This is a genomic window from uncultured Plantibacter sp. (assembly GCF_963518075.1).
Classification (GTDB): Bacteria; Actinomycetota; Actinomycetes; order Actinomycetales; family Microbacteriaceae; genus Plantibacter; species Plantibacter flavus_A.
The window spans coordinates 25,148-44,504 of record NZ_CAUQHZ010000008.1 but is presented as its reverse complement, the minus strand read 5'-3'; the positions used below and the strand labels follow the sequence as shown (position 1 = coordinate 44,504).

Genomic DNA, 19,357 nt, shown 5'->3' with positions numbered 1-19,357 from the left:
TCGCCCCTCTCCACCCATGAAAGGCCCCCGTGTACACGATCGTCATCCCCTGCCGTGACGGGGCAGCGACACTGAACGCGCAGCTGAACGCCGTCCTGAAGCAGGATGCCTCGATCGACCTCGAGGTGCTCGTCGCGGACAACGGCTCCACCGACGGGACCGCCGACCTCATCCGTTCCGTCGCCCGCAACGACGACCGTGTGCGTCTCATCGACGCCTCCGCGCGGACCGGCATCAACCACGCTCGAAACCGAGGGGTAGAAGCAGGACGGGGTGACCGGATCCTGCTGTGCGACGCCGACGACATCGTCCACGAGGGCTGGCTGGCAGCGCACCATGCCGCGTTCGAAGCCGGCGCCGAGTGCGTCGGTGGCGGGCTGGATCGCACCCTGCCAGACGGCACCGTCATCATGCGACAGCGAGAGCTCCTGTTCGTCGGCTGGGATCTCGCGAGCCCGTTCGGTGCGAACTGCGGGTTCACGAGGGAGGTGTACGAACGTGTCGGTGGGTTCGACGAGACGTTCCGCGACGGCGGTGACGATACAGACTTCTTCTGGCGAGCCGCGCTGACCGGAGCAACGACGGTACTCGTGCCCGACGCTGTCGTGACGTACGCGCTCCGCGCCGATCTCCGACAGGTGATACGGCAGCACATCAACTACGGCCGCGGGGTCACCCATCTGTATGTCCGGCACCGCTCATCGGGGATGCCGCGATCATCGCCGATCCGTGCGGTCCTCTCGGTCACGGCGTGCCTGTTGATCATCGTCACGAGCGGTCACCGGTCGCTCCGCAGACGGTTCGCCGTCGAACGGTTGGCTGGCAGGATCGGACGCCTCCGGGAGAGCGTGCGCCGAGGCACGTGCTATCTGTGAACGGCCGATGATCCATCTCGCCTGGGCGATCCTCGAGCGGATCCTTCCCCGGGTGGCGTCGGCGCTCATCATGCTCGTCCTGGCCGCCCGGCTCACGCCGTCCCTCGTCGGCATGTACGCGTGGATGGTCCTCGCCCTCACGCTCGTCCAGACCGTCGGCGACACGGCCGCCCGGCAGACCGCCGTCGTCCACGGAGACACCGAGGCCGGGGAACGGTTCGTCCGCCGGTTCCGGGTCTGGTCCGCGCTGATCGGAGGCGCCGCGCTCGCCGTGACCGTCGGAGCCCTGGTCCTGACGCATCTTGCGGAGGACCGATGGCAGGCGATCGCCCTCGCGCCGTTCGTCCTCGTCCCGGCGGCTTCGGCCGTGGGAATCGACGCCCTGGTCCGGCTGCAGCGAGCCGGGAGATGGAAGGAGATCGCATCGCATCAGGCATGGTCGTCGACGGGCTCCCTGCTCTGCAGCGTGCCGACCCTCCTGGCGACAGGATCGCTCCTCGCCAGCGCCCTGCAGGCGATGCTCGCGGAGGCGGGGTTCGCCCTGCTCAACCGGCGACGCGCAGCGCGACTCCCCCGCGCGTCCGCCGCCGACGCGCATTCCCGCGAACCGACCGTGAACGTCCTGGGCGACTACCTCCACACGGCACTGTTCTCGCTGCTCGGCTGGGGACAGGGACAGACCGACCGCCTCTCGATCGGGGCTCTCGCCGGCGGGGCACGTCTGGGCCAGTACGCGTTCGCCATGTCGCTGTCGCGGAGCATCGGCGACGCGGCGGCGCTGGCTGCGATCAACGTCCTCCGGCCGGTCCTCGCCGAAGCGGCACGCGACGGCCGAGGGTCCGAGATCGTCGCGCTCACGGAGGCTTCGCTTCGACGATCCCTGGTCCTGGCGGTCGTGGCCGCCATGGCGACGAGCATCGGGGCTGAGCTGGTCCTGGGCCCCTTCCTCGCAGACGACTGGGACCCCGCCCTGGCACTCGTCCCAGTCCTCACGCTGTCGGTCGCCCCCTCGGTCGTCGCCTGGTCGGTCACGGCAGTCCTCCAGGCCGAGAGCCGGATGCGCTGGGCGAGTCCGATCAAGGCGGTCGGTGTGCTGCTGTCCCTCCCGGTCGGCGTCGTCGCCCTCCACGACCTGCAGCTCGCAGCCTGGCTCGTGAACGCCCGGGAACTCGTCGTGATGGCACTGCTCCTCCTCGCCGCGCGTCATCGGGCGCCGTGGCGGGGCGGCCTCCTCGCGCTCGGCGTGGTCGTGGCCGGCGCGGCCGTATCGCAGGTGACCCGAGGCTAGGCCGGCTGCAGCAGATCCCTGACGATGTCCAGGGCCCCCTGGCTGGCGTAGCGCTGGTACTCGCCGCGGGGAGCACGCAACAGGACAGGGAGGATCCGTCGCCATCGGGCCGGAGGGAGATCGGCCCGGAACCGCTCGAAGGCCGCTTTGGCGACGACGGCCGAGCGATCGGCGAGCGGTGCGGGCTCACGGGCCTCGTCGAGCCAGGAAGCGAGCCCTGCGACGCGGTCGGCGATGTCCCGATTGCGCTGACGCCCCGGCTGCATCAGCCTCGAGATCTTGTACGCCAGCGTCGGCTCGACGATCCCGATCTGGTTCGCGCCGTGCTGCCGGTAGTCGACGAGCGGTTCGTCCAGCAGCTCGATGGGTCCGCGCGATGCGGCGACGATCGCCAACCACTCGTCGTGGACCCATGGAGCCGGGAACGGCACGGCCGCGTCGAAGACCTCTCGTCGGAGCATCGCGGTCGCACCGGTGACCAGATTGCGCCGCAACAGCACGCCGAACGCGTCACCAGCCCGGATCCCGTCGCGTTCGTGCGGGCCGATCGACAGCGACGCGAAGAGCGTGGTGCCGAGGGACGCCCCATCGGCTCCGACGAGACGGGCGTCGGAGCACACCATCTGGAGTTCCGGACGCGCGTCGAAGGCGGCCAGGGCACGCTCGAGACGGTCGGGCCGCCACACGTCGTCCTGATCGGACAGGACGACCAGGTCCCCGTCGGTGGCACGGATCGCGCTCTCGAAGTTGCGTGTCACACCGAGCGCGGTCGGATTCCGCAGGAAGCGCACCGGGACCGACGACGCCTCGGCGAAGCGCTCGACGATGGCCGACGTCCCGTCGGTGGACCCGTCGTCGCTGATCACGATCTCGCCGGGCAGTACGGTCTGCCGGTCGATGCTCGCCAGCTGCTCGGCGAGGAACGCCTCACCGTTGTACGTGCAGAGGGCGACGGAGACGCGTGCGTCGACTGGTGCTGCTGGCATTGACCCGCTCCTCACCGCTCGCTGGACCGCCCACCAGCCTATCCCCACCGTCCCGCTGATATCCTCGGGCCTTATGCCCCGCGTAGCCGTCGACCTCCTCTCCTACACCGGGACGAAGGGCGGCATGGAGACCTACGCCCGCGAGCTCTATCGGGAGATCGGCCGGCAGGGCAGCGAGTTCGAATTCGTGGGGCTCGCCAGCCGAGAGGGCTACCGGCTCGACCGCTCCTGGTTCCCCGGCGAGATGGTGGACACGGGGATCAGCGGCGAGAACCGGTTCATCTGGGCCTACGGCGAGCTGTTCCAGGTGGCCCGCCAGGCGAAGCGACACGGAGCGGACCTCATCCACTCCCCCGCCACGCTCGGGCCGGCGCGCTCGTCGATGCCGTCGGTCGTCACCATGCACGACATGCTGTACTGGAGCAATCCGGAGCTCATGACGACGCCGCTGTACACCGCTCCCGTGAAGCTCATGGAGCGCCTCACCTCCAGGAACGCCACCAGGGTCCTCACCATCAGCGAGGTCTCACGCGCCGAGATCGAGAAGTACCTGCACGTCCCGCGGGCCAGGATCGACCTCGTGCCTCTGGCCGGCACCATGCCGACGATCGACGGCGACCGCGAACCGGATCAGGAGCGCCCGTTCGTGCTCGCGACCGGGAACCGCCGCCCGCACAAGAACTGGGCGAGCCTCATCCGCGCCCTGCCGTTGCTGGCCGAGCACGAACGCCCGCGGCTCGTGATCACCGGCAGCCATGGAGAGGATCCCCTGCAGGCGGTCGTCGAGGAGACCGGCATGCAGGACTGGGTCGAACTCAAAGGTTGGCTCACGAACGAGGAACTGGGTGAGCTCTACCGACGAGCGACCATCATGGCGATGCCCTCGTTCGTCGACGGTTTCAGCCTCCCGGCACTCGAATCCATGATGGTCGGCCTCCCCGTCATGATGAGCGACATCCCCGTCTACCACGAGGTGTGCGGCGACGCGGCCCTGTACCTGGACCCCACGTCACTCGACAGCATCGCGTCGGTCATGCGCACCGCCGTGACCCGGCCCGATGAGATGCGACGACTGGCCACGGCCGGTCTCGAACAGGCGGAGCGGTTCTCGTGGGAGCGCACGGCGACCCAGACGCTCGAGACCTTCCGACGGGCCCTGACCGTCTAGCGTCGAGCCGTCTCCCGGGGCCGGGAGCCGACCGTGGTCCACTGACCCACTCGCCGGTCGGTCGAGCAGGTCAATGGACGACGGGAGTCGCCTACTCCGACTGCGGCTGGATGACCGGGATCGACTCGGTGTCGGCCGGGCCGAGGGCGATCGTCGGCATCGACACCGTGATGAGCGAGCCGTCGGCACGGCGGCTGCCCTCGATGTCGCTCGCGCTCGGCTCGCCGACGAGGTGCGGACCCTGGTTGTCGAGCGGAACGGTGACCGTCGTCCCGGCCTCGACGAGCACGTTGCCCCCGCCGACGACGAACGAGGCGGAATCGCCCTCTTCGACGGTGAACCGCATCTCGGTGCGCCGGACGGAGATGCGCACCCGCGTGCCCTTGACCGTGAGTCGGAAGGTGATGCCCTGCCAGTCGACCGGCAGGCGCGGCGAGAAGGAGATCACGCCGCCGTGGTCGCGCATGCCCGCGAAGCCGAGCACGAGGGCGCTCCACACGCCGCCGGTGGAGGCGACGTGCACACCGTCCGGGGTGTTGCGGTGCAGGTTCGCAAGGTCGACGAACAGCGCTGACCAGAAGTACTTGAGCGCGAGCCGCTGGTACCCGACCTCGGCGGCGATGATCGACTGCACGACCGCCGACAGGGTCGAGTCGCCAGTCGTCAGCGGGTCGTAGTAGTCGAAGTCGGCGAGCTTCTCCTCGTCGGTGAAGTGGTCGCCCTGGAGGAGCAGCGCCAGCACGACGTCCGCCTGCTTGAGCACCTGGAACCGGTAGATGACGAGCGGGTGGAAGTGCAGGAGCAGCGGGAGGTGCTCAGGAGGGGTGTGATCGAGGTCCCACAGCTCCTTCTCGAGGAACTGGGCGTCCTGTGGGTGGATGCCGAGCCGCTTGTCGAAGGGGATGTGCATGTGCTCGGCGGCGCGCTGCCACTCGCGGACCTCGGCGTCGTCGAGCGACAGCCGCGTGACCAGCCGCTCGAAGGAGGCCGGGTCGTCCTCGCGGAGGCGCTCCACGGCCTCGACGGCCGACAGCAGGTTCGCCCGTGCCATGACGTTCGTGTAGAGGTTGTCGTTCACGACGGTCGTGTACTCGTCGGGTCCCGTGACCCCGTAGATGTGGAACGAGTCCTTGCCGTTCGCGCGCCAGAAGCCCAGGTCGGCCCACATGCGCGCCGTCTCGACGAAGATGTCGACGGCTCCGCGGGCGAGGAAGTCCTCGTCCCCCGTCGCCGCGACGTACTGCCGCAGCGCGTAGGAGATGTCGGCGTCGATGTGGTACTGCGCCGTGCCTGCCGCGTAGTACGCCGACGACTCGAGCCCGTTGATCGTGCGCCACGGGAACAGGGCACCGTGCTGGTTGAGCTCGGTCGCGCGGGAGCGGGCGGCGTCGAGCATGTTCTGGCGGAACCGGAGGGCGTTCCGTGCGACGAGCGGCGCCGTGTAACTGAGGAACGGGAGGACGTAGACCTCGGTGTCCCAGAAGTAGTGGCCACCGTACCCGGACCCGGACACACCCTTCGCCGCGACACCGCCGCCGTCCGTGCGTGCGGACGCCTGCGCCAGCTGGAAGAGGTTCCAGCGCGTCGCCTGCTGGATGGCCGGCTGTCCGTGGACCTCGACGTCGGAGCGCGCCCAGAAGTCCTCCAGCCACAGCTCCTGGTTGCGGATCGCGGATTCGATGCCGTTCTCGGCGGAACGGTCGAGCGTGCGGGCGCAGCGGTCGGCGAGTTCCTTCGGCGGGACGGCGTTCGAGGTGTGGTAGCTGATGATCTTGGTGAGCTTCGTGGGCACGCCCGCGCGACCGCGGATCGTGTACACGTGCTTCGCGAGGTCGGACTCGATGTGCGTCGAGACCTCGTACTCGTTCTCGGTCTCGATCGTGTGGTCGGCGCCGGCGACGATCGTCATGCCGGAGTTCGTCGTCTGGTACCCGAGCATCGCTCGTGGACCGTCGATGAGCTTGTAGCGAGGCTGCAGCACCCGCTCGGTGAGGGACTCCGCCTTGCGCGGGTCGCCCATCCCCGGCTCGGGTGCGTTCGTCAGGTAGTCGTCCTGACGGTCCTGGCGGTTGATGATCTGACTGGAGAGCACGAGCGACGCATCCGCGTCGAGCAATGTGACCTCGTAGTCGAGGACCGCGAGGTGGCGGTCGGTGAAGGACACCATGCGACGGGAACGGATGTGGACCCGCTTCCCGGAGGGCGTCCGCCATTCGAGTTCGCGGCTGAGGACACCGGTCTTGAAGTCGAGCCGACGCTCGAAGCTTAGCAGGTCGGCGTCGTTGAGGATCAGCGGCTCGTCGTCGACGTAGAGGCGGACGACCTTCGTGTCGGGCGCGTTGACGATCGTCTGACCGACGCGGGCGAAGCCGAACGCCTCCTCGGCGTGACGGATCGGCCAGGTCTCGTGGAACCCGTTGATGAACGTCCCGTGGACGTGGCCGTCGCGGCCCTCCTCGACGTTGCCGCGGAAACCGAGGTAGCCGTTGCCGAGCGCGAAGAGGGTCTCGGTCGTGCCCTCGTCGTCTGCGTCGACGTGCGTCTCGACGAGCGCCCAGTCGTCGAGTGGGAACCGGTGACGGTCGAGCGGGTCGCTGGTGATGTGGTTCATGCCTGGTCCTCGGAGGAGTCGTGGGGTGCCGTGGGGGTCTGTGGGTCGGCCGGCGCGTCCGGCCCGGCTGTTCGCGAAGCCGACCGCAGTGGGTCGACGAGGTCGGCGAGGTCATCGACCACGATGTCCGCGCCGGCATCGATGAGCGCCTGGTGTCCGATACCGCGGTCGACGCCGAGCACGAGACCGAAGTCGCCGCGGCGGCCGGCCTCGACCCCGGAATGCGCGTCCTCGACGACGACGCACTCCGACGGAGCGTAGCCGAGCAGACGACCGGCCTCGACGTAGGTGTCCGGCGCGGGCTTGCCGGCGATCCCCTCGCGCGCGGCGACGACGCCATCCATCACGACCGGGAACCGCTCACGGAGCCCTGCCGCTCGGAGGACGACCTCGGCGTTCTTGGAACTCGACACCACGGCGACCTGGAGACCCTCCTGCTCGACCGCGTCGAGGAACGACAGGGAGCCGGGATAGGCCGCGATGCCGTCCTGCTCGAGCACCGCGGTGAAAACCGAGTTCTTCCGGTTGCCGAGGCCGCACACGGTCTCGAGTTCGGGGGCGTCGGTCGCTGAACCCTCGGGGAGCGTGATACCGCGCGACGCGAGCATCGCCCGGACCCCGTCGTACCGCGGTTTGCCGTCGATGTACCGGAAGTAGTCGGCGTCGGTGTACGGCTCGGTGATCCCGCGGGCGACGAGCTCGTCCGTGAAGAGCTTCGCCCACGCGTGCATGTGGATCTCGGCGGTCGGGGTGATGACGCCGTCGAGGTCGAACAGCACCGCCTTGCATCCGAGGAGGCGCGAGGCCGCCTCGGGGAGGCTCAGGACGACATTCGATGGCGCGTTGATCGGCTGGTTCACGGTGCACGGTCCTCGTCGGTCGGGGGAAGAGGTGGACAGTGGGACGGAAGCTGCTGCGGACCGGTGGGGCGACCGCGCAGACCCAGCCTAGGAGAGTTTGGCCACCACGTCGTACACGCGGTCGATCCCGGCGTGGACCGGGAAGTGGTGGTTGCCCACGAAGAGCCCGTCCTCGTGGATCTTGTCGGCGGCGGGGAGCTCGGCCGGGACCCTCGCGTCGAGGTACTTCATGACCGGGTTCTTCGTGAAGTTGCCGGCGACGATGGGCCGTGACTCGATCCCCTCGGCCGCGAACGCCCGCACGACCTCCTTGCGGCGACCGGCGAGCGCGCCCTCGAGCACGAGCGAGAATCCGAACCAGCTGCTCTCGCCCTGCTCGCGCTGGATGCGCACGGAGTCGAGGTCGGCGAAGCGTTCCGTCCAGTACACGGCGTTCTCCCGACGACCGGCGATGAGCTGTGGGACCTTCTGGATCTGCTCGATGCCGATCGCGCCGGACATCTCGAGCGGACGGACGTTGTAGCCAGGCAGGACGAAGCGGAAGAGGTCGTCCCACTCGTCGCCCGACTTGTCGTGCACGGCGTTCTGCTCGGGGAGTCCACGCGTCCAGCCGTGGGCTCGCAGCGAGATGAGCATCTGCGCCGTGGCCTCGTCGTCCGTCAGGATCATCCCACCCTCCATCGTCGAGATGTGGTGGGAGAAGAAGGCGCTGAACGTGCCCATCGCGCCGACCGTGCCAGCGAACCGGCCGTCGTCCTTCGCGCCGAGGGACTCGCAGTTATCCTCCAACAGGAGAAGACCGTGACGTTCGGCGAGTGCCGTGAGCGCCGCGAAGTCGTTCGGGTTACCGAGGAGGTTGACCGCGAAGATCGCCTTGGTGCGCGGGGTGATCGCCGCCTCGGCGAGCGCCAGGTCCAGGTTGAGGGTGTCGACGTCGATGTCGACGAAGCTCGGGATGAGGCCGTACTGCTGGAGCGGATAGTAGGTGGTTGCCCAGGACACGGCGGGCACCAGCACCTCGTCGCCCGCCTGCAGGTCGACCCGGTCGTCGAGCACGGCAGCGGCGATCGCGAGGAGGTTCGCGCTCGACCCGGAGTTGACCATGACACCGAACCCGGCGCCGAACGCACTGGCGAAATCGCGCTCGAACTGCGCCACGAGCGGACCCATGGTGAAGCGGCCGCTGTCGACGACACGCTGGATGGCGGCGTATTCCGCGGCATCCCAGGAGGAGGTCGCGAGGGGGAAACCGGAGTCGAAGATGTCGTCGGTCATGGTGTCTGTGGCTCCTGAGCTGCGAGGTAGGCGTGGTAGCTCGCGGCGACGCCGGTCGCGAGCGGGGTGGTGGGGTTCCAGCCGAGCGCGCGGGCGGCGGCTGAGTCGAGCAGGCGCTGGTGGACACCGGAAGGCTTGGTGGCGTCGTATCGGAAGCGACCGGTGAAGCCGACGGCGCGACCGGCTGCCTCGTAGTACTCGGTGATGCTGTGGTCGACACCCGGCCCGAGGTTGAGCGTGACGGGCCACGCGTCGAGTGCGCCGAGCTGCGTGACGAGCCAGGCCGCGAGGTCGGGCGTGTAGGTGAACTCGCGTCGGGCGGTGCCGTCGCCCCAGACCTCGACCTCGTCGGAGCCGCTCGTCACGGCTGCGTGCACCTTGCCGAGGGCGGCCGCGATCAGATGCGCCTGGCCGTGGGTGTAGTCGTCGCCCGGGCCGTAGAGGTTCGACGGCACGGCCGCGCGGTAGGCGAACCCATACTGCCGGCTCGCGTACTCGCAGAGCTTCGTCCCGGCGATCTTCGCGAGTGCGTAGCCCTCGTTCGCGCCCTCCAGCGTGCCGCTGAGGAGCGCGGCCTCACCGATCGGCTGCGGGAGTCCCTCGGGGTAGATCGCAGCACTCGACACGTAGAGCAGCTCCGGGACACCGGCGTCGATCGCGCCCCGGATGACCGAGGTGTCGATCAGGAGGTTGTCGAGCAGGAAGTCGGTGGGACGCTGGAGCTTCGCCTGGATGCCGGCGACCTTGGCCGCCGTGTGCACGATCGCGTCCGGCGCCGTCCGGCCGATGAGGCCTGCGACGGCGGCTCGATCGGTGAGGTCGGCGTCCGCACGCGTCGCCACGATCAGCTCGTCGGCGGCGCGGAGCGTGGGCCAGACCTCGGCGATGCTCGAACCGAGCATGCCGGCACCACCGGTGAGGAGGACGCGCACCGCGCCTAGACCTCGGCGGTGTCGATGTAGGGCGTGCCCGACGCCTCGAGCTCGGCGACGTCCGAGTCGACCATGATCTGGGCGAGCCGGGGCGGGAGCACCTTGGGCGACCAGCCGAGGACCGACTCGGCCTTCGCGTAGTCGCCGATCAGCGCGTCGACCTCGGTGGGACGGAGGTAGCGCTCATCGAACTTGACGTACTGCTCCCAGTCGAGGTCGAGCCGCTCGAAGGAGAACTGGAGGAAGTCCTTGACCGTGTACGCGGTGTTGGTGGCGAGCACGAAGTCGGTCGGCTCGTCGGCCTGCAGCATCCGCCACATGCCCTCGACATAGTCGGGCGCGTAGCCCCAGTCGCGGACGGCGTCGAGATTGCCCATGTACAGGAAGTCCTGCTGGCCGGCGGCGATGCGCGCGGCGGCACGGGTGATCTTGCGGGTCACGAAGGTACCACCGCGACGCGGCGACTCGTGGTTGAACAGGATGCCGTTGACCGCGAACATCCCGTAGGCCTCGCGGTAGTTCCGGGTGATCCAGTAGGAGTACACCTTCGCGACGCCGTAGGGCGAGCGCGGGTAGAACGGGGTCTCCTCGTTCTGCGGCGGCGGTGTCGCACCGAACATCTCGGAGCTGGACGCCTGGTAGAAGCGGCAGTGGAGACCGATCTGGCGGATGGCTTCGAGGAGTCGGACCGTCCCGATGCCGGTCGTGTCGCCCGTGTACTCCGGCTCGTCGAAGCTGACCCGCACGTGCGACTGCGCGGCGAGGTTGTAGACCTCGTCGGGCTGGATCTCCGCGAGCAGCGTCGCCAGGCGCGAGCCGTCGGCCAGGTCGGCGAAGTGCAACTGGAGCCTGGGCGAACCGTCGTGGGTCGCCTCGGGGTCGTAGATGTGGTCGATCCGCCCGGTGTTGAAGGTCGACGCGCGGCGGATGAAGCCGTGCACCTCGTAGCCCTTCGCGAGGAGGAGCTCGGCGAGGTAGCTGCCGTCCTGACCGGTGATACCGGTGATGACGGCCTTCTTGATGGGGGTCTCAGTCATTCGCGCGCACTCGCTTCGCTTCACAGATGGGGGATGATCTTCGGCCGGCCGTTCGACTCATGCAGTGTACCGGAGGCGTCTGGAACGGCTCGGTGCGCCACCCGCGCCGTTCTCCCTGGGCCCGCTAAGCTCTGTTCACATGCCGCTCGTCGCCGTTGATCTCCTCTCCTACACCGGCACCAAAGGGGGCATGGAAACCTACACCCGAGAGCTGTACCGGGCATTCGGCTCGCTCGATCACGAGTTCACGTTCGTGGGGCTCGCGAGCCGCGAAGGGGCAGCGCTCGATCAGAGCTGGTTCCCCGGGGAGATCGTCGACACCGGCATCAGCGGCGAGAAGCGTTTCGAATGGGCGGCCGGCGAACTCTGGCGGATCGCTCGGCTGGCGGAACGACACGGAGCGTCGATGCTCCATGCCCCGGCCACGCTCGGCCCTGCCCGCTCGCACATCCCACTCGTGGTCACGATGCACGACATGCTCTACTGGAGCCATCCGGAGCTGATGTCGACCCCGTTCTACACGGCACCGGTGAAGTGGATGGAGCGGCGGGTCGCAGCGGCGGCGACCCGCATCATCACCATCAGTGAGGTCTCCAAGAACGAGATCGTCAAGTTCCTGGGCGTCCAGTCCTCCGAAATCGACGTCATCCCACTCGCCGCCGCAGAACCACGGACGACGGTCCGTCGTCCCGACCGGACTCGCCCGATCGTGCTGGCGACAGGCAACCGTCGTCCGCACAAGAATTTCGAGGGGCTCATCCGCGCACTGGCCCTCATCGATCCGCCGGCGAGACCCCGCCTCGTCGTCACCGGGAGTCACGGTGACGATCCACTGCGCGCTGTCGTCGACGAGCTGGGGCTCGACGCGGACGTCGAGTTGCTCGCCTGGCTCGCGCCGGAGGAACTCGGCGAGCTCTACGCGACAGCGACCGCCCTGGCCGTCCCCTCGTTCGCGGAGGGCTTCAGCCTCCCGCCGTTGGAGGCCATGCAGAGCGGCCTCCCGGTCCTGGTCAGCGACATCGCAGTGCACCGCGAGGTGTGTGGCGATGCCGGCATGTACGTCGACCCACACGACCCGGCGTCGATCGCGGAGGGGCTTCGGCTGCTCGCAACCGACGCGGACGTCGTCGCCGAATACACCCGTCGAGGATTCGAGCGGGCAGCGCGGTTCAGTTGGCGGTCCACGGCGGCGCAGACGCTCGACTCGTTCCGAGCGGCGCTCGCGACGGGGGCCTGACCCGCGCGCACGCCGATTCCACCTGTCGGTCGAAGCTTGCTAGCGTAGCCGGGTGACGCTCGACATCATGATGCCCTTCTACGGCCGCCCCGACCATTTCCAGGCGGCGGTGGAGAGTGTGCTCGCCCAGACCGACCCGGACTGGCACCTGACGATCGTCGACGACGTCTACCCCGACCTCGCGCCCGGCGAATGGGCCACGGCGCTCGGCGACCGGCGGATCACCTACATCCGCAACGAAGTCAACCTCCGACCCTCCAAGAACTACCGGAAGTGCGTCGGACTCATGTCCGGCGAGTTCTCGGTCATCATGGGCTGCGACGACCTCATGCACCCGAACTACGTGCGACGCGTCGGCGAGCTCATCCGCCAGTTCCCCGACGCCTCGATCATCCAGCCGGGCGTCTCGGTCGTCGACGAGCACGGCATGCCGTCGAAGCCCCTGGCCGACCGCATCAAGGCCTTGTACCGCTTCTCCGGGACGGGCGCACGCGCCTACCGCGGCGAGGAGCTCGCGACGAGCCTCCTGCGCGGCAACTGGACCTACTTCCCCTCGCTCGTGTGGCGGGTCGAAGCCCTCCGCAAGCACGAGTTCCGCCTCGACCTCGACGTCGTCCAGGACCTCGCGATGCTGCTCGAGATCACCAAGGACGGCGGCAGCCTCGTCCTCGACGACGAGGTCTGCTTCTCCTACCGCAGGCACTCCCAGAGCGTCTCAGCGGTCACGGGGCCGGACGGCTCGAAGTTCCGGCAGGAGCGGACGCTCTTCGGCGAGGCCAGACGCGACCTCACCGCGATGGGCTGGACGCGTGCGGCGCGCGCGGCGGCGAACCACTGGACCTCGAGGGCGAACGCGCTCAGCGAACTGCCCGCCGCGCTCAAGGCCCGGAACGCAGCCGGCCGGAAGGCACTGCTGGAGCACGTGTTCGCGCGGGTCTGAGCCGTCCACCAGCCCGGCGGCGCTCCGGCCCGATCGGTCGGTCGGGCCGCGCCGAAGCACCGCATCCGCTCCCGATTGCTAGGATTCCCCACATGACGATCTCCCTCGCCGGCACGCTCATCGTCATGCCCGCGCTCAACGAAGAGGCCTCGGTCGCCGCCGTGGTGCGCGAGGTGCACGAGAAGCTCCCGGGCGTCGCCGTTCTCGTCGTGAACGACGGCTCGACCGACGCGACCACGACCGAGGCCCGCTCGGCGGGTGCGATCGTCGCCGAGCTCCCCTTCAACCTCGGCGTCGGCGGCGCCATGCGCGCCGGCTTCAAGTACGCACTCGCCCACGGCTACCGCAACGTCGTCCAGGTCGACTCCGACGGCCAGCACGATCCGGCGGGCGTCGTCCGGCTCATCGAGGAGCTGCAGACGGCCGACCTCGTGCTCGGCGCGCGCTTCGCGGGCGAGGGCGACTACGAGGTCAACGGCCCACGCAAATGGGCGATGGTGGTCCTCTCCAGCACGCTCAGCGGTGTCGCGAAGACGAAGCTGACCGATACGACGAGCGGCTTCCGCGCGACCGGCCCACGCGCCGTCCGCCTGTTCGCCGAGCACTACCCGGCCGAGTATCTCGGAGACACCATCGAATCCCTCGTCATCGCAGCCCGCGCCGGCTGCGTCATCCGGCAGGTCCCCGTCGCGATGCGACCCCGCGCCGGCGGGACACCGTCCCACAACCCGGTGAAGGCCGCCAAGTACCTCGCCCGCGCGGCGCTCGCGCTCGTCTTCGCGCTCATCCGCCCGCCGGTCGCCCTGCACAGCGGTGAAGAGGTGGTGACCGCGTGATCCCCGTCGGCACGTACATCCTCGGCATCGTCGGTGCGCTGCTCACGCTCGGCATCGTCATCGAGATGCTCCGCAAGCGGCGCCTGCGCGAGCGTCACGCCGTCTGGTGGCTCTTCGCGGGCATCCTCGCGCTCGTCATCGGCGTCTTCCCGCAGGTCCTCGTCTGGGCGGCCGGGATCATCGGTGTCGAGATCCCGACGAACCTCGTGTTCTTCGTGAGCATCTTCATCCTGTTCCTCGTGAGCATCCAGCACAGCTCGGAACTCACCACGCTCGAGAACCGCAGCCGCACGCTCGCCGAGGAGAGCGCGCTGCAGGATCTGCGGATCAGTGCACTCGAAGCGCAGCTCCACGAGGCGCGACGCGGTCGGTCCTCGCAGGACGACCGGGCCTGACGCGTAGCCCGGCGATCGGGCGGTCGACGAACCACCAGAGCGCGTAGCCGTAGGCCACCGAGATCACGAGCGTGCAGAGGATGCTCGGGATCCAGTCGAGCTCCGGGTTCAGGTGGATCAGCAGCTGCTGCACGGGGAAGCCGATGAGGAACACGCCGTAGCTCGGGTCGCCGAACCGACCGGCTGAGCGCAGGACGGGGATCGGCTGCGCACCGATCGTGACGAGCACGTACGGCACGGCGAGGTGCGCGAGGAACCACGTCAGGTCCGGCGCGAGCACCATGACGATCGCGAGCACGGACCCGGAGATCACGGCGGCTCCCCCGCGCAGCGGCACCCGCCACTCGCGGAGCGCGGCTCCCGCGCAGAAGAACGCGCCGACGCGCAGGATGTCGTGGACGTAGTTGCCCCAGACGATGCCGTCGGTGTCGACCGCCTCGGCGAGGGGTGCGACGACGCACCAGAGCAGCAGGGCGGTCCACACGGCTGCTCGGACCCGGTGCCACGGGATGCAGCCGACGACGGGCACGAGCAGGTACATCGCGAAGAGCGGCCCGAGCGACCAGAGCGCTCCGTTCACGGCGTTCGCGTAGGAGTTCTCCGCGAACACGCCGGGCAGCAGGTAGTCGGGGTTCAGCACGAGGTTGCTCGCCAGGTGCTGCAGGGTCTGTGGGTGGACGAGGTAGCTGCGCACGCCGAGGGTCGAGGCGATCAGGCCGATGACGGCGACCGTGACGAGCAGGCTGACGACGAGGCCCGGGAATATGCGGAGCACACGCGCCGATACGAATCGGACGAGCTGCGGCCGGCGCTCCCATGCAGCGGGTAGCAGGAAGCCTGAGACCACGAAGAACACCCAGAGCCCGAGCGCCGGCACGTCGTCGGTGCCGACCGGGCCGAACGGCGAGATGTCGTCGTCGAGGATGATGAGCGAGTGCCTGACGAGCACGGCGACCGCCGCGATGAGGCGGAGCGCGGTGAAGGAGTTGGGCGTCACGGTGGCTCCCGGAATGTCGCCGGACGGGTGGACGCGTTCCCGCGAACGCGACGACCACGCTATCCGACAGCTGTCTGTTCTCGAAATCGGCGCGTGCCGTACGCGACGCCCGCTGGCGCCCGCGCCGCTGCTCAGGCGGTCGGCTCGATGACGGGTGCCGGACCCCTTCCACCGCGCACGAGCGCGACCGTGTGCACGATGAGCCCCGCGAGAGGGCCGAGGGTCAGGGCGAGCAGGGTCCGTTCGTGGAGTCCGAGCGGCAGCGCGAGCACGAGTACGGTCACGACGGCCGCGACGATCCAGCCGGCGGTGAACGGCCCGTGCTGCGCGCGGGCGAGCGTCGCGGAGCCGGTCACGCACAGGACGCCGACAAGGCCCGCGCTCGCGACGAGCAGGGCGATCGTCCCGCCGGCGAGCACGTCGGGCCGCCCGAACAGCACCGAGAGCGCCCACGGCCCGAGCCACCACGCCAGGAGCGCGAGCAGGCCGGAGCCCGCCAGCACGACGGCCGCGAGCCGCAGGACCCATCCGAGCACAGCGTTCGCGTGAGAGCGGAAGACGACGACGAGGTAGCTCTGGAGGGCGAGCACGACGATGACGATGGGCGCGCGCGTGAGGGTGATGGCGTAGGTGAGCGAACCGAATGCGTTCGCCGAGACGATGTCCCCCGTCGCCTGGATGATGAGCGGCAGCCCGCTCACCATGACGCCCGTCGCGGCAGCGGCCACGACCGTCCGGAGCACGTTCCAGCTGAGCTCGCGTGGCCCGACGTCGATACCGAAGCGCCCGACGACCCCGCGGCGGATGAACCGCCACAGCACGAGGGGCGTGATCGCGAACGGCAGGGCGACGCCCCAGGCGAGCAACGCGGTGTCCGTCGTGAACAGGAGCATCCCGCCGACGATGGCGAAGCGCAGCAGGCCGTCGATGATCGTCATGGCGGCCGCGGCGGTCCAGAACGAGAGCCCGTACAGCACGCCGGAGATCGTGGCGACGACGAGGTAGGCGGCCAGACCGATAACGAGCGGGAGGACGAGCGACCAGCCGTTCACTGGGAACACGGCCCCGACCCACAGCCACGCGGTCCCAGCGAGGACGACGGCGACGACGAGCGCCGCTCCGAGGGCGAAGTTCCGCAGGAGCGGGGTACGTCCGGCCGTCGCGCCGTTCTCGAGCGGATGGGTCGCTCGGGCGACCTCCTGCTGCAGGCCGGACAGCGCGCTCACGAGGAGATACAGGGCCGACCAGAACACGGAGAACGGCGCATACGCCGCCGTGCCGAGCGCCGCGCCCGTGATGATCTGCAGGACGTAGCCCGCGCCGCCGCCGATGGCCGTCGCGGCGAGGATGAGGACGGCGCCGTTCGGTCCGCGGCGTCCGCTCTCCTGCGGCACGCCGCTAGGCCCGCGCGTCGGCACCACGCTGGGCGGCGATCCACTCCTGCAGTGCGGCGACGCCTCGGGTGACGTCCCAGGCGGGGGCCCAGTCGAGACCGGCGAGCGAGTCCTCGATGCTGCACTCGGCGTGCCGGACGTCGCCGTCGCGGTACATGCCGTTGACCACAGGTGCCGGAGCGTCGTGGTATGCGGCGATCGCCTGGGCGAGTTCGAGGATGGTGGTGCCGACACCGGACCCGATGTCGAATCGCGACACGTCCGCCGAGGGCCCGGCCGTGATGACGGCTCGGAAGGACTCGGCGATGTCGTCGATGAACACGAAGTCACGGACGATCCGACCGTCTTCGTAGACCTGGATGGTGCCGCCGTCCATGGCGAGCTGGGAGAACAGGGACACGATGCCCGTGTAGGAGTTGATGAGCGACTGGCCGGGGCCGTAGACGTTCTGCAGGCGCAGGATCGTGAGCTGAGCGTCGTGTGCAGCCGTCCACGCCGAGAGGATGTGCTCCTGCGCGAGCTTCGTCGCGCCGTAGACGCTCGTCGGCGCCGGCATCGTGACCGCCGCGCGGCTCGCGAGCGGGGTCGCGCCGGGGAAGTCCCACTCGCCGCGCTCGAACTGCGCGTGCGAACGCTGGCCGGGCTCGAACACCGAGCCGTCCTCCCGCTGCCACTGGCCCTCGCCGTACACGGCGCGACTCGACGAGAGGACGAAGTGCGAGGGCACCTGACCGGCACGCCCCAGGGCGTCGAGCATCTCCGTCGTGCCGACGACGTTCGCCTCGGCGTGGCTCGTTGCCGCGTGGAGCGACTGCGCCGTGCCGGTCTCAGCGGCGAGGTGCACGATGACGTCGGGCCGGACGTCGGCGAGCAACGCGTCCCACGCCGCGGCGTCGGTGACGTCGCCGACCACGAGTTCAGCCGCCTCGTGGAGGTCCGCCGGGCGCTCCGCGCTCGGGTGCACCTGCGGGTGCAGCTTGTCGATGACGACCCAGCGCTCCGCGGCTGCAGCCAGCTTGTGGGAGAGCGCGCAGCCGATGAAGCCGGCGCCTCCCGTCACCAGGACGGTTCCGAGCGTTGATGCAGTCACGTGGTGGTTCCTTCGGTCTGGGACGGATCGACTTTCGATGGTACAGGGCGTCCGCGCGTGGCGAGCCAGTCGAGCCCGCGCCCCGGGCCCCGGTCTTTGAGCGACATCGCGCGCTTCTCGATGCCGTGCCAGCTGAGCCAGGCGCAGGCCGCGGTCACGAGGATGGTCAGCGCGACCCACGCCCAGTAGCCGAGCAGGTACCAGCCGAAGAAGGCCGTGAACTGCTGGACGAGGAAGCCGTAGACGTACATGCCGTAGGAGTAGTCGTTCTTCGCGCCGATCCACTGGATGCGCTTCGGCAGCCGCACGGCCAGCCACAGGACGAAGTAGGCGAACGCCGGGTAGCCGAGGAGCACCCAGCCGCCGGTCAGCAGCGTGACGACCATGACGATGCCGCACGCGATGCCGATCCAGTCATTCAGCGGCACCTTGCGCGAGTACATCGCGAGCGTCGAGCCGAGCAGGAAGGCGAGGGTGAGCTTGATCTTGTTCGGGTCGGCGAGCAGCGGCGCGAACTGCGCGACGATCGTCGGGGCAAGGCTGTAGATGATGAAGAGCGCCCAGTACGCGCCCGCGAGTGCCGGGACGACCCACTTGGCGTGACGCAGGACCCCGAGCACGAGGAGCGCCGCGACGAGCATGTAGCAGCCCCACTCGAGCGCGAGCGTCCAGAGCGAGCCGTTGAACACGCTGTACTGCACGGCCTGGCCGTAGGGCGTCGTCGTGACGAAGATGTCGTAGACGCCCCACTGGCGGATCGTGAGGTCGGCGTTCTGGAACACGTACATGATCGGCCCTGAGCCGATGTAGTCGCGCAGGCCGTGGCCGGACAGACGCCAGGCGATCGGGCCGACGATGAGGGCGCCGACGAGCAGGACCGTCCAGAACGCCGGGAAGATGCGCAGCGCACGCCGCCAGACGAACTGGAGGATGTCCGCCGAGGCACCGCTCTTCGCGATGAGGTACCCGCTGATGGCGAAGAAACCGACGACCGCGAAGCCGCCGATCGTCTCCTGGCCGTTCGTCCAGCCCTTCGACGGGTCCTCACCCCAGCCACCCGTCGGGAAGGCGTGCGAGAAGATCACCATCGAGGCGAGGACGAGCCGCAGGATGCCGAGGGAGTTGCGGTGCCCGCCGAGCGCCTCGGAGAGTGAGACGGACCCGCCAGGACGCCGCAGCGGGCGGGACCGACGACGCGTCGGCTGATCGAACGGGACGTTCGTCGTCGAGGTCATGCGATCCATTCGGTGGCTGGTGGCGCCGGACGCCTCCGCGCCGGCACCGCGGTGCGGGGTCCCGGTAAGGATACCCCGAGCCGCACGCCGGTCGCGGCAGCGCCAGCCAGTCGCCGCGGCTCGTCAACCCCGTGGCGATAGGATGACCTGCGGTCGCGCCCCGCCGAACCGTCGCGGGGTGCCGCTCGCTCGCCACCGTTA

Annotated in this window: 17 protein-coding genes; 7 read left to right on the top strand and 10 right to left on the bottom strand. The window is 69.3% G+C overall.

Annotated features, from left to right (window positions below):
• Positions 1-29: 29 nt before the first annotated feature.
• On the top strand, positions 30-875 hold the full coding sequence (locus tag RWN05_RS10970) for a glycosyltransferase family 2 protein (protein WP_071262497.1): 846 nt from the start codon (positions 30-32) through the stop codon (positions 873-875).
• A 7-nt stretch (positions 876-882) separates the two neighbouring features.
• Positions 883-2,163 carry an oligosaccharide flippase family protein gene (locus RWN05_RS10965; protein WP_314139530.1) on the top strand — a complete coding sequence of 427 codons (1,281 nt, stop codon included), beginning with the start codon at positions 883-885 and terminating at the stop codon, positions 2,161-2,163.
• Here RWN05_RS10965 and RWN05_RS10960 read toward each other — a convergent pair.
• Entirely contained in the window at positions 2,160-3,149 is a 990-nt protein-coding gene (locus RWN05_RS10960) for a glycosyltransferase family 2 protein (RefSeq protein ID WP_314139529.1), read from the bottom strand. The genes RWN05_RS10965 and RWN05_RS10960 overlap by 4 nt on opposite strands.
• 73 nt (positions 3,150-3,222) lie before the next feature.
• Between RWN05_RS10960 and RWN05_RS10955 the strand changes: the two genes are divergently transcribed.
• Positions 3,223-4,317, top strand: coding sequence for a glycosyltransferase family 1 protein (locus RWN05_RS10955; RefSeq protein ID WP_314139528.1), 1,095 nt, complete (start codon positions 3,223-3,225; stop codon positions 4,315-4,317).
• Between the two features lie 91 nt (positions 4,318-4,408).
• Here the strand turns inward: RWN05_RS10955 and RWN05_RS10950 are convergent, their stop codons facing one another.
• The 5 genes from RWN05_RS10950 to gmd form a co-directional block, all read right to left on the bottom strand.
• Entirely contained in the window at positions 4,409-6,928 is a 2,520-nt protein-coding gene (locus RWN05_RS10950) for a glycoside hydrolase family 65 protein (protein WP_064295207.1), read from the bottom strand.
• A complete protein-coding gene (locus RWN05_RS10945) occupies positions 6,925-7,752 on the bottom strand; it encodes a beta-phosphoglucomutase family hydrolase (RefSeq protein ID WP_314139635.1) in 828 nt (275 codons plus the stop codon). Before RWN05_RS10945 ends, RWN05_RS10950 begins: the two co-directional genes overlap by 4 nt.
• A 123-nt stretch (positions 7,753-7,875) precedes the next feature.
• Entirely contained in the window at positions 7,876-9,063 is a 1,188-nt protein-coding gene (locus RWN05_RS10940; protein WP_079002825.1) for a DegT/DnrJ/EryC1/StrS aminotransferase family protein, read from the bottom strand.
• The gene (locus tag RWN05_RS10935) at positions 9,060-9,995 is read right to left on the bottom strand and encodes an NAD-dependent epimerase/dehydratase family protein (protein ID WP_314139526.1); all 936 of its coding nucleotides are present in this window, start codon (positions 9,993-9,995) and stop codon (positions 9,060-9,062) included. The genes RWN05_RS10940 and RWN05_RS10935 overlap by 4 nt, the downstream gene beginning before the upstream one ends.
• Positions 9,996-10,000: 5 nt before the next feature.
• The gene (gene gmd, locus RWN05_RS10930) at positions 10,001-11,032 is read right to left on the bottom strand and encodes a GDP-mannose 4,6-dehydratase (RefSeq protein WP_314139525.1); all 1,032 of its coding nucleotides are present in this window, start codon (positions 11,030-11,032) and stop codon (positions 10,001-10,003) included.
• Positions 11,033-11,222: 190 nt separating this feature from the next.
• On the opposite strand from gmd, the gene RWN05_RS10925 reads away from it, so the two are divergent.
• The 4 genes from RWN05_RS10925 to RWN05_RS10910 all read left to right on the top strand — a co-directional run bounded on the left by RWN05_RS10925 (position 11,223) and on the right by RWN05_RS10910 (position 14,440).
• Positions 11,223-12,269 (top strand): glycosyltransferase family 1 protein, encoded by a 1,047-nt coding sequence (locus RWN05_RS10925; RefSeq protein WP_314139524.1) that lies wholly within the window; start codon positions 11,223-11,225, stop codon positions 12,267-12,269.
• Positions 12,270-12,321: 52 nt separating this feature from the next.
• Positions 12,322-13,209, top strand: coding sequence for a glycosyltransferase (locus RWN05_RS10920; protein ID WP_314139523.1), 888 nt, complete (start codon positions 12,322-12,324; stop codon positions 13,207-13,209).
• 92 nt (positions 13,210-13,301) lie between these two features.
• The gene (locus tag RWN05_RS10915; protein ID WP_314139522.1) at positions 13,302-14,045 is read left to right on the top strand and encodes a glycosyltransferase family 2 protein; all 744 of its coding nucleotides are present in this window, start codon (positions 13,302-13,304) and stop codon (positions 14,043-14,045) included.
• On the top strand, positions 14,042-14,440 hold the full coding sequence (locus RWN05_RS10910; protein ID WP_314139521.1) for a DUF2304 domain-containing protein: 399 nt from the start codon (positions 14,042-14,044) through the stop codon (positions 14,438-14,440). Before RWN05_RS10915 ends, RWN05_RS10910 begins: the two co-directional genes overlap by 4 nt.
• On the opposite strand, the gene RWN05_RS10905 is transcribed toward RWN05_RS10910, so the two are convergent.
• The 4 genes from RWN05_RS10905 to RWN05_RS10890 all read right to left on the bottom strand — a co-directional run bounded on the left by RWN05_RS10905 (position 14,373) and on the right by RWN05_RS10890 (position 19,156).
• On the bottom strand, positions 14,373-15,437 hold the full coding sequence (locus RWN05_RS10905) for an acyltransferase (RefSeq protein ID WP_314139520.1): 1,065 nt from the start codon (positions 15,435-15,437) through the stop codon (positions 14,373-14,375). The two genes, RWN05_RS10910 and RWN05_RS10905, sit on opposite strands and share 68 nt — an antisense overlap.
• Before the next feature lie 131 nt (positions 15,438-15,568).
• A complete protein-coding gene (locus RWN05_RS10900) occupies positions 15,569-16,831 on the bottom strand; it encodes a hypothetical protein (RefSeq protein ID WP_314139519.1) in 1,263 nt (420 codons plus the stop codon).
• A 4-nt stretch (positions 16,832-16,835) separates the two neighbouring features.
• A complete protein-coding gene (locus RWN05_RS10895) occupies positions 16,836-17,921 on the bottom strand; it encodes an NAD-dependent epimerase/dehydratase family protein (protein WP_314139518.1) in 1,086 nt (361 codons plus the stop codon).
• The gene (locus RWN05_RS10890) at positions 17,918-19,156 is read right to left on the bottom strand and encodes an acyltransferase (RefSeq protein ID WP_314139517.1); all 1,239 of its coding nucleotides are present in this window, start codon (positions 19,154-19,156) and stop codon (positions 17,918-17,920) included. Before RWN05_RS10890 ends, RWN05_RS10895 begins: the two co-directional genes overlap by 4 nt.
• Positions 19,157-19,357: the final 201 nt, after the last annotated feature.

Bases quoted from the DNA above. Each gene is read 5' to 3' on its own strand.
- RWN05_RS10890 (WP_314139517.1), bottom strand. From the start codon at position 19,156: ATGACCTCGACGACGAACGTCCCGTTCGATCAGCCGACGCGTCGTCGG.
- RWN05_RS10925 (WP_314139524.1), top strand. From the start codon at position 11,223: ATGGAAACCTACACCCGAGAGCTGTACCGGGCATTCGGCTCGCTCGAT.
- RWN05_RS10960 (WP_314139529.1), bottom strand. From the start codon at position 3,149: ATGCCAGCAGCACCAGTCGACGCACGCGTCTCCGTCGCCCTCTGCACG.
- gmd (WP_314139525.1), bottom strand. From the start codon at position 11,032: ATGACTGAGACCCCCATCAAGAAGGCCGTCATCACCGGTATCACCGGT.
- RWN05_RS10965 (WP_314139530.1), top strand. From the start codon at position 883: ATGATCCATCTCGCCTGGGCGATCCTCGAGCGGATCCTTCCCCGGGTG.
- RWN05_RS10915 (WP_314139522.1), top strand. From the start codon at position 13,302: ATGACGATCTCCCTCGCCGGCACGCTCATCGTCATGCCCGCGCTCAAC.
- RWN05_RS10940 (WP_079002825.1), bottom strand. From the start codon at position 9,063: ATGACCGACGACATCTTCGACTCCGGTTTCCCCCTCGCGACCTCCTCC.
- RWN05_RS10955 (WP_314139528.1), top strand. From the start codon at position 3,223: ATGCCCCGCGTAGCCGTCGACCTCCTCTCCTACACCGGGACGAAGGGC.
- RWN05_RS10950 (WP_064295207.1), bottom strand. From the start codon at position 6,928: ATGAACCACATCACCAGCGACCCGCTCGACCGTCACCGGTTCCCACTC.